Here is a 15,945-nt window from a genome sequence, read left to right as displayed (position 1 = left end):
CCGAGCTGCACTGTCGCCGCTGCCGGCGGAACTACCCGGCGGAGACGGGCTATTTCTGCCCACAACATCCGGGCGAGGAGCTGATGCCCGTGCCGGATGTCACCGAGCCGGTGGCGGCGTCTGAAGCCGAGCCGGAGACGGTCGCGGGCGCAGCGCCGGCTCCGGAGTGCTGGTCCTGCGGTGCCCGGGCGACGGACTCGCGCAACGACCGGTGCACGGTGTGTCACCAGTCGCTCGTCCCGCCGGCCCTGGTGATCAGTTTTCCGTCCGGCTCGGTGGTCCTGCCGGCCCGGCCCAGCTCCACCGAGCTGGGCCGGGCCGGCGAGCACGGCCACATGTTCGCCCGCTATCCCAACGTCTCCCGGCGGCACGCCACCGTGAGCGTGGACGAGGAGGAAACCGCCTGGATCACCCCGTTTCCGGAGGCGCCGAACGGCACCTTCGTCAACGGTACGGAGATCCACGACCGCACCCGGGTGCGTCCCGGCGACCAGATCCGCTTCGCCACCGACCAGGAACCGCACGTCGGTCCGGTCAGCGAGTCGATCCGTCAGCCGGGCCGGGATCGGCAGTTTCCTCCAAGCCGGCCAGCATGAGCCGTACCCGGCGTAACCGTTCCGCAAGATCGGCCGTCACCGCGTCGGGGTCCGCCCCGGCGCGGATGGCGGCCGAGGTGGCTTCGCGCAGCTCCGACGCGAGGTACTCGCGCAGCTCGTCCGAAGCCGTCATGGTCGCCGTCCTGTCAGCCGGTCACGGGTGTCTCTTCGTCAGGATGCCCTGAACCCGGCGCCATCGGCAGCCGCTTGCGGTCAGGACGGCATCACGCTTTCGGGCCAAGTCGATGACCTCGGGCTACGCCGTTCATCCGTCGGAATCGACCTACCCATGCTCCCCTGTGGACCGAGCGGCTGCCCGGCCCGACTGAGCCGCGCGCCGGCCCGACTGACCGGTGACGCAAACAGATCGTCCCGCTGTTCACGCTACGCAGTCTCCCGGGTCAGAGTGGGTCACCTTCGTTGGTTCGACTCCTAGGAGGGTGCCGTGCTCGGATCGACCCACACCGACGGCGTCGACGAGGTCCGGGACCTGGCTCGTCGCGGCCTGCTGGCCACCGCGATCGCGCGTGCGACCGGGGCGCGCCGGTCGCGGTTGACCGGCGCGACCTACTCGATCGCGTGGCCGGTGGTCTACCGGCGGCTCACCCAGCGGCTCGAGCTGCGGCGAGGTCACGTCGGCTGTGCGGCATCGGTGACCCGGCTGAGCGACGAATGCCTGGACCGCTTCGAGAACGACGTCGAGGCCGTCGTCGACGACGTGGCCCGCAGGGCGAGCACGCGGATCGAGAACCTGGAGGGCTGGATCGTCGGCCGGCTGGTTCCGGCCACCGTCGACGGACATCGTCGGCGGCGCGGCGCGTACGGCGCGCTTCAGCGACCCCGGGTGCCGGCCTGGCTCGCCGCCGAGTTGCACGGCGACGCCTGGCTGATCGACCTGGCCACCCAGATGCTCGTCTGGGTGGGCACGCCGGTCACCGCCGGCCACGACCTGTGGCCAACCGAAAGCTGGGTGGCGCGGCGCTGCGAACGACACGCCGGCGGGTCGTACGGGGAGGCCGAGGTGCAGGCCGACATCCGGGCCGTGCTGCGGGCGATGGGCTGCCGGCCGCGGTGGTTCGAGCGGTACGTCGAGACGCCGCTCGGCCACAAACAGGCCCCGGTCGCCTCGACGGAGCAGGCCGACGACCGGACCGAGACGCCATCCGACGCGTACGCCGAGCGCGAGCGGCTCCTCACCGCCCTGGCACACAGTGCCGTCGAACTGATCCGGGCCCGGCTGGCCCGGGGTGAGCCGGCACGCACGGTGGTGGCCGAGGTGCTGAACACGGTGTTCGGCACCGACACCGGGGGCGGGCCGACCGGGCGGGCGTACGACGACCGGCTCGCGCTGGTGCTGCGCGACGCGGGCGAACTGGACCGGATCGTGGCCGTGGTCTGGGAAGTGCTGCCGGCGGGCACAATGGACGGACCCGGGCCGGGAGGTGACAGGTGACAGAGGAGTCGCCGTTCGTCGGCCGCCCGAACGAGCTGGAACGGTTGAGGCGGCGGCTGTCCGAGGTCCGCGACGGCGCTGCCCGGACGGTGCTGGTCGGCGGCGGGCCGGGCCTCGGCAAGACGCGGCTGCTGAGCGAGTTTCTGCGCGGGGCCCGGGTGACCGGCATCCACGTGCTGTCCGGGGCGTGCGAGGAACACTTCGGCGATCCCATGCCGTACGGGCCGCTGATCGAGGCACTGGACACCTTCGGCCTGGAGTACGGCGAGAGCGGGGCCACCGAGTTGGGCGGCCCGGCGTACCGGAAACTGACCGCCTTCTTCGACCTCGGCAATGATTCGATGGGCGTACCCTTGCAGGTCTTCCTCGCGGTGCGCCGGATGCTGGACCACATCGCGACGGACGCCCCGGTGGTGTTGATCCTGGAGGACCTGCACTGGGCCGACCCGTCCACGCTCGACCTGGTGCGGCACCTCGCCCAGACCCGCGCGGAGGATCGCCGGGTGCTGCTGGTCGGCAGCTACCGGCCGGTGGGGCGGGCGCACCCGTTGTGGCGACTGTTCGGGGGTGCCACGTTCATGCGCCGCACGGACCGCTTCGAGCTGCGGCCCTTCACCCTCGACGAGATGCGCGAACTGCTCGGCGAGGTCGACCGCCGACTGGCCGAGCGGTGCCTGCGGCTGTCCGACGGGATTCCGTTCTACGCCGAACAGTTGATGGCCACCGGCGCACTGGCCGGCGGGGACGAGGACATCGCGCTGCCGCCCGACATCCGGTCGATGATGCTCGGCCGCCTCAGCCAGTTGACCGAGGACGCGTTCCGGGTACTGCAGACCGCGGCCGTGGCCGGTCGCGCGATGAGCCGGCAACTGCTGCACGCGGTCAGCGGCATGCCTGCCGAAACCCTGCGGGACGCGCTGCATGAGTGCGTCGACCACCAGATACTCAGCGTTGGCCAGGGGACGTACCGGTTCCACCACGCACTACTGCGCGAGACGGTCCTGCAGGAGACCGCCCCTGATGTTCGCGTCGAACTGCACGTCGCGATGGCGGAGGCGCTGGCCGCCGACTCCCGGATGTGCGTGACCGAAAGCTCGGCCGCGGCCGAACAGGCGATCCACTGGTACCGGGCGGGAGTGTGGCCGCAGGCGCTGACGTACGCGGTCACGGCCGGTCAGGCCGCCGCCCGCACACTGGCGTTCTCCTCCGCGGATCTGCAGTTCGACCGGGCCCTGCAACTGTGGCATCGGGTCGACGACGCCGAGGCGCGGGCCGGGATGACCCGATCACGACTGCTCGCCGAGGCGGCCGAGGCCGCGCGCTGGTCCGGGCGTGTCGACCGAGCCGTCGATCTGGTCGAGCAGGCCATCGACGCCCCGGACCACGGCGGCGACCCGGGGCAGCTCGGCGAGCTGCACGAGCGGCGGGCCAACTACCTGGCCGAGGCGGGCAGATGGGCCGACTCCGCTGCGGCGTTCCGCGACGCGGCGCACCTGTTGGCCGACCGACCGCCGTCGGCCGCGCAGGTCCGGGTGCTGGCCGGCATCGCCCTCGCCCATCTCCAAGCCGGCCGCTACGAGGAGGGCAGAGAGACCGCCGACGAAGCGCTGAGCATGGCGATCGAGGTGGGGGCGCACGCCGAGGAGGGCCGCGCGCTCAACGTCTCCGGGCTCGCCCGCGGCATGCTGGGTGACCCCGAGGGCGAGGTTCGGCTCCGCCGGTCCATCGAGGTCGCCCGGTCGGCCGCGCACATCGAGGACCTTCTCCGGGCCTACGGAAATCTGGGGTTGATCCTGGAGCACGCGGGGAGGCTGCGTGATTCCGCCGAAGTGACGCGGGACGGGCTGGACGAGGCACGCCGGCTCGGCCTGACCGGCAGCCGGCAGAGCACCATCGTCGCCAACAACGCCAGCGCCGCGCTGGTGCTGCTGGGCGAGTGGGACGACGCCGAACGGATCATCACGGAGGCGATCCAGGATCTGCGCCCGGCGGAAAGCCTCTATCCCCGCCTCACGCTCGCCGAGATACAGGTGCACCGTGGCGATCTCCGGCGAGCGCGCGAGTTGCTCGCCTCGATCGACGACGTGGAGCACGGCGCCGACCCGCGATTCCTCGGGCCGCTGCACGCGATCCGCGCCGAGCTGGCGATCGAGGAGGGCGAGCTGACCCGCGCGGCGGCGGAGGTGGCCCGGGGGTTGGCCGCGGTGCGCAAGGGTGAGAACACCCTGGAGCTGCTGCGGTTGTGCGCGGTCGGTATGCGCTGCGCGGCAGACCAGGAGGCGGCGGACGTCGGTGATCGACTCGCCCTGCTGGCAGGCGAAGCCGTGCGCGCACCGGTGGAGAAGGAACCCACCCAACTGGCGAGGCTGCTGGCGGCGGAACGCCGGCGTATCCGCAGAACCGACACCGCCCGGGTCTGGGGCCAGGTGGCCGACGGATGGGCGGCGCTGGACCGACGATTCCCGGCGGCGTACGCCCGGTGGCGCCAGGCCGAGGCCGCGCTGCGGGCCGGCGAGCGGGCCGGGGCCCGGGAGCCGGCCCGCATCGCCTACCAGACGGCGAAGGAACTCGGTGCCACCCCGTTGCGCGAGCGGGTGCGGACGCTAGCCCGCAAAGCCGACCTGGACCTGGCCGATCGCCCCGCGCCCGCTCGGCTTCCGTACAACCTGACCCCCGCCGAGCTGCACACTCTCCGCCTGCTCTATCAGGGCAGTGACGTGGCCCGGATCGCGAGCCAGCGGGGCGTGGCGAAGCGGACGGCCGAGACCCAGTTGGCCCGGGTGTACAAGAAACTCGATGTGCACACCGCCGTCGAGGCGATTACCCGGGCCCGCGAGGAACACTTCTTCGACTGAGCACTCAAGCCCGGCCACGGGCTGTCCGTCAGAGATGGGCATGACGGGTAAGGCACTCCTGATTGGCGCAGCGACCCACGGTCTCACCGGAGTCCGCAACGATGTCGAGGCGATGGCGCAGACCCTGAGGGCGCGCGGCTTCGCCGTCCAGCCGCTGGTGACGCCGTAGGCCACCCGGGCGGGAATCCTCGACGCGTACGAGAAGCTCATCGCCGACGCCGCCCCGGACGAAGCGTTCGTCGTCTACTACAGCGGCCACGGCGGCCGCATCCAGGGGGCGGACGGACGAATCATCCAGTTCATCGTCCCGGACGACTACTCGGACTCCAACGACGACGACTTCCGGGGCATCACCGACCCCGAATTGTCCGTGCTGCTTGCCCGGCTGACCGAACGCGCACCGAACGTCACCGTGGTGCTGGACTGCTGTCACGCCGCTCACATGTCCCGGCAGTCCGGGCCACGGGTGCGGGCGCTGCTTCGGGCGGCGCCGGGACAGTGGCAGCCGACGTACGAGAGCGTCGAGCGGCACGTCCACGGACTCATCGCCGGCGGCCTGCCGATCGACCGACGCCCGCTGATCGGCAGCGACCGGGCGGTCCGGGTGGTCGCGTGCGCGCCGACCGAGGCGGCGTTCGAGGACACCAACCGCGACGGCGTCCAGATGGGGCTGCTCACCGACGCGCTGACCCGGGCGTTGCGTGAGGCGGACGGGCTACGGGTCAACTGGTCGACCCTGATGGAAGCCGTGCGTCGCCAGGTGCAGGCGATCGCCTTCACCCAGCGACCCGAGGCCGAGGGGCCGTCGAGCCGGGTGCCGTTCGAGGTGACCGAACTGGATCCGCTGGACACGCTGCCGGTGACGGCCGACGGTACGGCCCGGATCCAGCTTCTCGGCGCGCCGCTGCTCGGGGTCGAGGTCGGCGACGAGTTCGCGATCGGCGCCGACGGCGCGGACCTCGGGATGGTCTCGGTCACCCGACTGCTGCCCACCGCGGCGGTCGCCGAGCTGCCGCCCGAGATCGCCGGGCAGCCCCTGCCGCCGGGCGCGCGGGCGCGCCGGGTCCGCGCGGCCGCGCCCGCCATGCCGGTACGCCTGCCGGCCGACCACCCGGCGACCGCCGACCTGATCGAGGCGCTGGCCGCCCGGACCATGCTGCGACCGGCCGACCCGGACACCCGGCCGGCCGTCGAGGTGGTGGCGGACGAGCAGGGCCGGCTCGTCATCCGCGACGACTACGGCCCGCTGCACGCGCCCCGACCGGCGACCCGCGCCGACATCGCCGCGATCGCCACCAACCTCCAGCGGATCGCCCAGGCCAGCGCGCTGCGGCGGTTGACCGGCGACCCGGACCGGCCGCTCCGGCACGACGTACGCGTCGAGTGGGGGCGGGTGCGCGACGGGCGGGAGGAGCCACTCGAGCTCACCGGGAGCCTGCTGTTCACCCAGTCCCACGAACGCATCTGGTTCCGGCTGCGTAACGAGGGCGACCGCGCGGTGTACGTGTCGCTGATCGACATTGGCATCTCCTCCCGGATCGCCGTTCTGACCCAGTCCGACCCCGGCGGCATCAGGCTGGCGCCAGGTGCGTCCTACACCCACGGCTGGAACTCCGACCGGCGGCTGTTGACCGGTGTGCCGATGACCTGGCCGGACAGTATCGATCCGGCGGTACCACGACCCGAGACGGTCCTGGTGCTTATCAGTGACGGTCCGGTGGACGTCTCGGTGTTCCAGCAGCGGGGGCTCCGCGACGGTCGGGTCCGGTCGGGGCTGGAGAACCTGCTCGCCCAGATCGCCTACGGGGTGAGCCGCGAGATCGGCGACGCACCCGCGTCCCAGGTCCGCTACGCGATTCAGCCGATCGACTTCACCGTCAGCCCGACCCCCCCACCGATCACCGAGCGGGCGACGTTCCTCGTCGACGACCGCCCAGCCCAGCCGATCCGGTTGTTGGCGCCGCGCGGCACGACGCCGATCCAGGTGGCGGTCCGCATCGCCGACCTGATTGTGCACCGTAACCGAGCCCTGGGCAGCGCCGATGTTCGGGTGGACGCGGTCGTGCTCACCGGCGGATCGGGTACGCAGCCGGTCTACCGGGCGGCGACGATGCGGTTCAGCAACGTACGGGACAACGAGCGGCTCCCGCTCGACAACGTGCTGATCTACCACGGTCCGGCGGTCGACTTCCTCGACATCGCGGTGTGGGTCTCCCGCGACACCAGCGGCAGCCTCGCCCTCAGCGCGCTGCTCGAGCAGCGGCTCACGAGCCCGGCGGTGCAGGGTGCCGGTCTCCGGGTGGCCGAGCTGGCGCTGACCGCCCCGCACGCGGCCGTGGCGGTCGCCGTGGCGGGCGCCGGAGCGGTCCTGGTCAACACCGCCTACGAGCTGCTCACCGGCGTGGTGGGCCCGAGCATCGGGCTGTACCGCACCTCGCTGCTGGCCCAGGAGCAGTTCGGCATCGGCCGCCACGAGCGGCATCCGCAGGACTTCTCGTTCACGTTCACCGTCGACGAGGTGACCTGACCGTACACCCATCCACATCACCGGAAGGATCCAAACCGCATGGACAAGAAGCTCATCATCGACCAGTCCGAGTGGTCGGTCGCGGACGAGGATGCGCTCGCCGTGTCCGGTGCCGTCGAGGACGCGATGGTCAACCGCACCACGGTCCAGCTCCGCCTCTACGACAAGGAGCGGCGGCCGGTCACCGTCTACCTCAACGGTGCCGCCGCGGCCTTCGTGGTGTTCGACCCGCACGGAGAGCCGCGTCCCAGCCAGATGTCCTGAGTCCCACCGGCGGCCCGTACGTATCGTGCGGGCCGCCGTACGTAATCTCTGGTATCTCGCCGCCGGCACCTCCCCGCGCCTCGCTCCGGCCCCGAACATCGGGGCAAAGGTCGAGGTAGGAGGGTTGTCGTGGCAGATTCCCAGAAGCAGTCCGCCAACGCGGACCGGGTCCGCGAGCTGGCTCGACAGGGACGGCTGGCCCAGTACTTCTGGAACGCGTCCGCCGAGGAGCGCCGACTGCTCCGCACCGGCGCCTTCGAGATCGCCTGGCAGCTCGTCTTCCTGCGGATCACCCAACCGATCGAGCGCAGGCGCCACCACGTGTGCGCCAAGGGCGTGCCCTGGCTCGCCCCGGACTGCCTCGACCGGTTTCACCACGATGTCGAGGCGGTCCTGGACGACCTCTTCGCCCACGCCGACGTGCCGATCGAAAACCTCGAAGGCTGGCTGGTCCGGTGGATGCAGCGCGCCACCGTCGACGGCTACCGCCGGCGCCGGGGCGAGCGCGGGGCTCCGCAACGTCCGCGCGTGCCCAAGTGCCTGGTCACCGCGCTCGGCGACGATCCGTGGTTGGTCGAGTTGGCCAGACTGATCCTCGACTGGGTCGGCACCGACACCAGCGCCGGCGGTTCACTGTGGCCGCTGGCCGCCTGGGCCGAGCGGCGTGCCGGGTTCACTGGCGACCACCACGGCGGCGAGTCGGCGGTCTCCGCCGAGGTGGAGGTCGTCCTGGCCGCGATGCGGCGCCGACCCGGATGGTACGAGCGGACGGTGGAAGCACCGCTCGGCCGCAAGCAGGCACCGGTTTCATTCTCGGCCGGTCACCCGGAGTCCGAGCCGCTCGCTCTGGTGGCCCAACACGAAAAGGACGACTCGCTGTTGCAGGAGCTGGCCGCCCGCGCGATCGATCTCCTGGAACGGCGGATGAAGGCCGGCGAGGACCTTCACATCCTGGTCACGGACGTGCTGACCACGGTCTTCGGCGAGCTGACCACCGAGCATGATCTGGGCCGTTCCCCGGGCGAGGACCCGGTCGACCCGGACCGGGTAGCCGCCCTCATCAGCGACCGGAAGCGGTTGGACCACATCGTCGCGACCATCGTCGACCTGCTCGGTCGGCGCAATCGTCCGTCAGAACCGTAGGAGGCGAACGGAGGGAGGCGGACATCGATGAGCCGGCCGGAGGAGACGAACGTCGCCCGACGGATGCGCGGGATCGCCCGGGTCCAGCGGGTGCTGCAGGCCGCCGCGGACCGGACCATGACCGACCCCCGGGCGGCCATGGCCGAGATCGACGGGGTAATCGCGGAACACAGCGGTGACCCCCACGTCAAGGCGCTGGCCGAGGCCGCCCGCAACGGCCTGGAACTGGCCGCCGGATACACGATCGGCGACGGGAGCCGGCTCCGTGCGTCGCTGACCGAGCTGGGCGAGATGCTTGCCGGCCACCCGGAGGGCAACCAGCTTCTCGGACTGCTGCCGGACTACCTGAACGCCTTACAGATCCAACAGGGCGGGGATACCGAGACCGCCATGGCGATGCTCGTCGACCTGGCGGGCCGGATGAACGAACTGCCGCAGGGCAACCTGCTGCGCGAGTCGGTGGCCGAGATCATGCCGATGCTGCAGGCACTGCAGGCGGCATCGCGTGGTGAGGCGAGCGCGTTGCCGCCGCCGCGCGCCGGGTCCTCGGACGCGGAACGTGCCGTCTACCTGAACGCCCGGGGCGGCACGACCCTGCGGATGGGCGACGAACGGGACCCGGCCAGGATCGCCGCGGCGATCGCCGATCTGCGCGAGGCGGTGTCTCTCACCCTGGACCACCATCCGGATCACGTCTTCCACCTGGCGTCGCTGGCGCTGGGCCTGAACCACCGCTCGGAGGTCACCGGCTCGCTGTCCGACGTGGGCGAGGCGGTCACCGTACTGGAGCGGGCGCGGGAACTGGCCGGTGGTCCGGAAAACCAGTACTGGTCGTACATCACCGGCCTGCTCGGCCAGTTGCGGCGCCGAATCGGCGAGGCGTCGCCCGCCCGGCTCGCCACGCTCGAGGGGCTGCGCGGATACGCCTGGCGGGTGCTGCTGGAGCCCGACCCGGCCACCGCGCGCGCCGTCGCCCGGCAGGCGGCCACCGAGGCGATCGCCGCCGCCGGCCGATGCCTGGTGGACCAGCAGCCCGAGGACGCGCTCCGGGCGCTGGACGGCGGACGCGCCCTGATGCTGTTCGCCGCGACGGAGCTGCGCGACCCGGGCACGCGGCTCACCGCGGCCGGCCACCCGGAACTGGCCGCCCGGTGGCGGGCGACGGACACCCCGGACCCCCGGCTACGGGAGGATGTCCTGCAGGTCCTGGCACGCGACACCGGGCTGCTCGACCCGCCCGGCCTCGACGAGATCCGGGACGCCCTACGCCGGCTCGGCGTGGACGCGCTGGCCTATCTCGTACCGGCCGACCCGCCGGCACCGGGCTGGGCGGTGATCGCCCCGGCCGAGGGCGAACCGTGGTTCCTGGCCCTGCCGAATCTCACCGTCGGCGAAGGCACCGATGTCGAGCGGTACCTGACTGCTGTGGCCAGCCGCTCCCCCGAACTGACGACGCGAGAGGTCGGGGTGGACGATCCGGCCGAGTTCGCGGACCGGGTCGACGCGCTGTGTGGCTGGGCGTGGAAGGCCGCGATGGGGCCGCTGGTCAAGCCGTTCCTCGGCGCCGATCGCGTGCCACGTCTCGTGCTCATCCCGATGGGCGACCTGGCCCGGGTGCCATGGCAGGCGGCCCGCGACCCGGGCGGGACCTACCTGGTGGAGCGGGTTGCACTCTCCCAGGCCGCGTCCGCCCGGATGTTCTGCGACACGGCCGCGGCCGAGCCGGTCCGGTTGAGCTCGGGCGGCATGGTGCTGGCCGACCCGGACACCGGCCGGCGCGCGGCCGACCTGCGCTCGGCGCGTCTCGAGGCCTACGGGATCCACCAGTCGTTCTATCCCGCGGCCACCTACTTCGGCCGGTGGCCGAACGGAAAGGTCAGCCCCTCCGGGGCGGGCACGCCCGACGACGTACGCTCCTGGCTGCTCGCCGACGACGCCCAGGCCGGCACGATGCTGCACCTCGCGTCGCACGGCGTGATCGAGACGGCTCGTGCCTCGGCGTCGTCGCGTCTGCTGTTGGCCGGCGGGGACCTCACCGCGGACGAGTTGATCGCGCTGCTGGCCGGTCCGGACCGGCACCCGATCGCGCTGGTCGTGCTCGCCGCCTGCCACACCGGCCGCTCGATCCACGGGTACGACGAGGCGTACAGCCTGGGCACCATGTTTCTGGCCGCGGGCGCCCGCTCGGTGCTCTCCACCCAGTGGAGCATTCCCGATCAGGACACCTCGCTGCTCATGTACATGTTCCACCATTTCCTGACGACCGAGCACCGCGCTGTCTGGGACGCACTGCGCCGGGCGCAGATGTGGATGCTCGACGGCGATCGGCAGCCGCCCCGAACCATGCCGCGCCCGTTGCGTCGCATGCTCGCGGACACCGACCCGGCGCGGGTGGTGGCGTGGGCCGGCTTCACCCACTGGGGACAGTGACCGACCGAAGGGCGGTAGCGCCATGCAGGACTCCATCGAGCGGCTCCGGGACGAGCTGTCCCGGGTCACCGGCCCGGCCCGGCTGCCGAAGCTGACCCAGCTCGGGCAGGCGCTGGCCACGAACTACTGGCGGACCGGACCGGGGCGGCCCGCGGCACTCGGTCTCCTGTCCGCCGCGATCGAGGCGTGGGACGAGGCCTACCGGCTGGTCGACCCCGGCGACCCGGCCCGCGGCCAGGTGGCCGTCCAGCTCGGCTGGCTACTGTCGGCCCGGCACAGTGCGCACGGCAGCGGGCCGAGGGACCGGGACACCGGCATCTTCGTGCTCACCGAGGCGACCAGGTTCACCAACCTGCCACCGATGCAGGCAGCCATGGCTCGCATCGCGTTGGGTCAGCTACACCTGGCCCGGGCCACGGAGGCGATGAGCCCGGCTGCCGCGCGCAGCGGCTTCCTCGGTGGGGGGTTGTCGGGCGCGGCCCAGGATGCCGACGAGGCGGCGCGGCTGTTCCGGGAACTGCTCGCCGGGCCGGTCCTGAGCACCGACGTCACCAGCATGGTCCGCACCATGCTGGTCGTGGCCGAGTCGATCCACCCGCTGCTCGGCGGTGACGTCGCCAACTTCGACTTGAGCAGGATCATCGACGCCATGTCCCGGCTGCAGGACCTGCAGCGCAACGGCCTGCCGATCAACCTGTGGAACCAGGCGAACATGGCCGATCCGCTGGACTATCCGGTCACCGTCATGCGCGGCGACGGACAGTCCGCCCCGGTGGTGCCGCCACGACGCCCCACTCCGGCGACCGGGACGCCGACGGCGACCGCAGCGGCAACCAGCACGCAGCCGGCCTTCGCCCGCCGGGTCGCCCGGGAGCAACTCGCGGCGCTGGCCCTCGACCGCGAACGGCCGGTCTGGGAGCAGGCCCTGACGATGCTGCTGGCCGGTCCGGACGAGATCGAGCCCGCCGCCCTGGACGCCTTCGTCGGGGCGACGGCCAGCGCGGTCGACGCGCAGGATGGTGGGGACCCGGTCGAACTGGGCCTCGACCGGCTGCTGTCGGTGGTCGGGCTGTGCCTTCGCGAGCGGCGCGACGGCAGCGGCTGGGACGACGAGGACGCCGGCGGCGACGCCCGCCGGGTCGCCGCGCGACACCTCCTGGCCGCGATGAGGGACGTACCACCCGGCCATCCCGCCGCGGTCACGATCGTGGAAGCGGCCGGTGGTCTGCTGGACGAGACCCGGCCGCTGTCGGGCGCCATCGCCGAGATCGCGGACGACCTGCTGTCGTACGCGGAACGGATCGAATCCCGGCCGCCCGTGGTGAGCGCGCTCGCCGAACTGTGCCGGACGGTGACCGCGCTGCACTCCGGTAGCCTGAGCCATCCGGACCCACTCGCCGCCGTGGCCGCCCTGCCGGCCGGTCATCCCTGGCGGGGCCCGCTCGGTACGGCCGCCGCGCACGCCCGGCTCGCCGCCGCGGTGCACAACTGCTCCCCGGCCGCGGGCAGCGCGGGCAGTGGCGGCGATCTCACCGCGGTGCTCGATGCGCTGCTTCGTCACGATCCGGCCGATCTCCGGATGGCTCTCGACGCCGCCGCCGACCGGTCGTCACCACCGACCCGGGCCGTTCTCGCCGCGGCTCGCCTACGCCTGGGCGACGACCCCGACCGCGCGATCACCCTGCTGGCCGGTGTCGTTCGGCTGCTGGACGAGGGCGGCCTACGCACCCGGACCTGGTGGCGGCTCGCCGAGGCGTACCGGCGGCGGGGTGCCGCCGGCGACACCGAACGGTGCCGGGACGCCGGCCGGAACGCGCTGGACGGCCCGGACGTCGACCCGGCCGACGCGGCCCGTTTCGCCGGATGGATGCTCGCGGAGGGCCGGGGGGCGGAGGCGTTCACCGCGTTGGAGATCGCCGCGGTCGCACCGAAGCGGGCCGGGGCCGACTCGCTGACCCGCGACGTGCTGGCGGTCCTCGTCGGAGTCGTGCCGCCTGAGGCGCCGATCGCGAGCGTGCCCACTCCGGCCGAGGTCGCCGCCGCGGTCCGCGAGATCGGCGCGGGTGCCCTGCTCTATGTGCACTCGACCGACGATGCCGGGCTGACCGCCGGGGTGCTCTGCCTCGATCCGGCGACCGGTCAGCTCGACGTGCTCGCGAACCTCCCGGTTACCGATCCGCTCGTCTCGGACGATCCCGGTTGGCCGGCGATCCTCGGCCGGTGGACCGCCGGGCGCCTCCTGGTGGCCGCGACGGGCGGACTGAGCCGGGTGGGCCTGGGTGCGGTGTGCGCCGGGGACGGCCGTCGACTGGGCCAGCAGATCGGCATCACCGACGTCCCGTCCGGCACACACGTCGTCCGGTTGGCCGCGCGGTCCGTTCCGCCGCTGACGGACGAGCCGGTGTTCGTGGTCAACCCGCGCGGCGACCGGGACGCCGCGATGGCTGAGGTCATGGTTCTGCGGCGGCTGTTCTACCCGAGGTCGGTCTGTCTCGGCCGAGCATTGGAGCCGGTCGACGCGGTGGGTGGGCCGGAGGACGTACGCAAGCACCTGGCCGCAGCGTCCGTCCTGCATCTCGCGTGCGGACTGGACGGGACGGCCCTGCAACTGGCCGGCGGAGAAGTGCTCGACCTGGCGTCGGTCAGCGGTGCCCGTGGCCTGGTCGTCCTCTCCGCCCCGGGCGGGTCGGACCTCGTGCCGGCGCTGCTCGACGTCGGGTTCACCGGGGTGATCGGCTGGCGTTGGGCTGTGCCGGCGTCGTTCGCCGCGCTCGCGCTCTTCCTGGTCCACCTGGAGCTCGTCGACGGTCGGCGACCACCGGCGGAGGCGGTCGGCGTGGTGCAACGGTGGATGCTTGACCCCGATCGGATCGTCCCGCCCTACCTGCCCGGCGCCCACCTGAGCACCGTCACCGCGACCGACCTGACCCGGCCGGCCCTGTGGGCGGCGCTGGCCTACAGCGGCCGCTGATCGGGGTCGACATGTCCGAGGACGTGCGAGATCTGTTGGTCCGGGAACTTCGGCAAGCGGTGGTGGACCGGATCGCGGACGGGATTCACCCGGACGAGATCGCGGCCGGACTGGCCCGGCGGCTGCGCCGGCTCAAGCAGTTGCAGAAGGCTGCAGCCAGGTCGGGGAGCTGAGATGGGAAGAGCAATCGGTTTCGTTCGATCAGACAGGAGTCAGAATCTTCTTGACAGTCACGCCGCGCTTGCACTCGGGCGCGTTGCAGTGATTGATCAAGGCTCCGAGCTGGACCCTCTGACCTGTCGTCCACGGATCAGAAGGTTTGATCGTCGGGACGGCACCCCGAAACCGCACCCCGGATCCTACGAAGAATCTTGGGGTCCGCGCGCGGCTCGACCACTCGCCAACTTCTCGGGCGGCCTGTCCCTGTGGACACCGTCGGACAACACTGCATCCGGGTGGACGTGGCCACACTCGACCGCTCCGAAACAGATGAGCACCCATCGAGCGCCTGTTTTCCACAGTGGACAACTGGTGTCAGTGTTTTGGCTGCTTGGCGACGGTCTACCTCAGAAACGAGGGCGTATTCCTGCGGATTAAAAGTCCACAGCTCTGCCATTGAGCTAGCGGCCCGAGCCCTCAGGCTACCGGACCTTGGCCGGCGAGGCCTTCCGGCTTCCGGCCCGCCCGTCGATGCCCCGCACAACCCCAGACGCCCACGCATGCCCCCGAGCCTCTCGACCATGGTCAACAGGGGCGCGCCGGGTGAGGCTGACAGGCATGAGAACGATCTCCCTCGCCGCCGCCACCGGGGTCACCGGCCTCATGGCGGGGCTCTTCTTCGCGTACTCGTGTTCGGTCATGCCGGGCCTGGCCGCGGTCGATGACCGGACCTTCGTCGGGACCATGCAGTCGATCAACCGGCGGATCCTCAACGGCTGGTTCCTGGCGGCCTTCCTCGGCGCGGTGCTGCTGATCGCCCTGGCGGTGGCGCTGCACCTCACCGCCGGCGGCCGGGTGCTGGCCTGGATGGTCGCCGCGCTGGTGCTCTACGGTGCGACGCTGCTGATCACCATGCGGTGCAACGTGCCGCTCAACGACCGGCTGGACGCGGCCGGGCCGGTGGACCGGATCGCCGACCTGGCGGCGGTGCGGGAGAGGTTCGAGGCGACCTGGGTGCGGTGGAACCTGGTCCGCACGGTGACCAGCGTCGCCGCCTTCGCCTGCCTGGTGGCCGCCCTCGTGTCCCGGCGCGCCGCGTGATCCACGCCGGGTCCGGCGAGGGGTGGGTGGGACGGCGCGATGTCGGCGAAACGGAGTCGATCAACCGGGCGGGTCTGAAACGGCGGGAGGGGGGAATCGGGACGGGATGAGGATGAGCAGCACCCCGGCCGTGGCGGCGTCGAGCGAGGAGACCGGGCCGGACGGGACACGGGTGCCGGGCGGTGAGGTGCACGCCTGGCAGCCCGGCCAGAACGCCACCGTCTGCGGGCTCCAGCTCAGCCGTACCCGGCTGCGCCGCTTCCCGCACGTGCCGTTCGACTACACCTCGACCGACGTGCTCACCGAGGCCGACCCGGTCGGCTTCATCTGCCCGCGCTGCCTGGCCGCCACCCAGGGCCGTCGCAAGCAGGAGAAGAGTTGGGTACGCCAGTCGCCCCGCCCCTGACCGTTGCGGGGTTGGAGTCCGGTTCAACGGGTACGGCAGC

11 protein-coding genes are annotated in these 15,945 nt (G+C 72.1%); all 11 read left to right on the top strand.

Annotated features, from left to right (window positions below; translation table 11 throughout):
- Nucleotides 1-83: 83 nt before the first annotated feature.
- The 11 genes from GA0074696_RS01150 (at nucleotide 84) to GA0074696_RS01100 (ending at nucleotide 15,905) form a co-directional block, all read left to right on the top strand.
- Nucleotides 84-596, top strand: coding sequence for an FHA domain-containing protein (locus GA0074696_RS01150; RefSeq protein WP_157745749.1), 513 nt, complete (start codon nucleotides 84-86; stop codon nucleotides 594-596).
- A gap of 445 nt (nucleotides 597-1,041) precedes the next feature.
- Nucleotides 1,042-2,049 carry a hypothetical protein gene (locus GA0074696_RS01145; protein WP_088959377.1) on the top strand — a complete coding sequence of 336 codons (1,008 nt, stop codon included), beginning with the start codon at nucleotides 1,042-1,044 and terminating at the stop codon, nucleotides 2,047-2,049.
- Nucleotides 2,046-4,904, top strand: a complete 2,859-nt coding sequence (locus GA0074696_RS01140) for an ATP-binding protein (RefSeq protein ID WP_088959376.1) — start codon at nucleotides 2,046-2,048, stop codon at nucleotides 4,902-4,904. The genes GA0074696_RS01145 and GA0074696_RS01140 overlap by 4 nt, the downstream gene beginning before the upstream one ends.
- A gap of 184 nt (nucleotides 4,905-5,088) precedes the next feature.
- Entirely contained in the window at nucleotides 5,089-7,431 is a 2,343-nt protein-coding gene (locus GA0074696_RS31320; protein ID WP_088959375.1) for a caspase family protein, read from the top strand.
- Nucleotides 7,432-7,470: 39 nt separating this feature from the next.
- Nucleotides 7,471-7,695 carry a hypothetical protein gene (locus GA0074696_RS01130; RefSeq protein WP_088959374.1) on the top strand — a complete coding sequence of 75 codons (225 nt, stop codon included), beginning with the start codon at nucleotides 7,471-7,473 and terminating at the stop codon, nucleotides 7,693-7,695.
- Nucleotides 7,696-7,824: 129 nt separating this feature from the next.
- The gene (locus GA0074696_RS01125) at nucleotides 7,825-8,838 is read left to right on the top strand and encodes a hypothetical protein (protein ID WP_088959373.1); all 1,014 of its coding nucleotides are present in this window, start codon (nucleotides 7,825-7,827) and stop codon (nucleotides 8,836-8,838) included.
- Between the two features lie 27 nt (nucleotides 8,839-8,865).
- Complete coding sequence (locus GA0074696_RS01120) at nucleotides 8,866-11,268, top strand: CHAT domain-containing protein (RefSeq protein WP_088959372.1); 2,403 nt, start codon at nucleotides 8,866-8,868, stop codon at nucleotides 11,266-11,268.
- A gap of 22 nt (nucleotides 11,269-11,290) precedes the next feature.
- Nucleotides 11,291-14,239 carry a CHAT domain-containing protein gene (locus GA0074696_RS01115; protein ID WP_088959371.1) on the top strand — a complete coding sequence of 983 codons (2,949 nt, stop codon included), beginning with the start codon at nucleotides 11,291-11,293 and terminating at the stop codon, nucleotides 14,237-14,239.
- Between the two features lie 11 nt (nucleotides 14,240-14,250).
- Nucleotides 14,251-14,412 (top strand): hypothetical protein, encoded by a 162-nt coding sequence (locus GA0074696_RS01110; RefSeq protein ID WP_157745748.1) that lies wholly within the window; start codon nucleotides 14,251-14,253, stop codon nucleotides 14,410-14,412.
- A 604-nt stretch (nucleotides 14,413-15,016) separates the two neighbouring features.
- On the top strand, nucleotides 15,017-15,499 hold the full coding sequence (locus GA0074696_RS01105; protein WP_088959369.1) for an anthrone oxygenase family protein: 483 nt from the start codon (nucleotides 15,017-15,019) through the stop codon (nucleotides 15,497-15,499).
- Nucleotides 15,500-15,611: 112 nt separating this feature from the next.
- Complete coding sequence (locus tag GA0074696_RS01100) at nucleotides 15,612-15,905, top strand: hypothetical protein (RefSeq protein ID WP_231925217.1); 294 nt, start codon at nucleotides 15,612-15,614, stop codon at nucleotides 15,903-15,905.
- Nucleotides 15,906-15,945 lie beyond the last annotated feature (40 nt).

This window comes from Micromonospora purpureochromogenes, assembly GCF_900091515.1.
Taxonomy (GTDB): domain Bacteria; phylum Actinomycetota; class Actinomycetes; order Mycobacteriales; family Micromonosporaceae; genus Micromonospora; species Micromonospora purpureochromogenes.
Note: the sequence above shows the minus strand (reverse complement) of the source record. Positions and strands in the feature narration are given on the sequence as shown.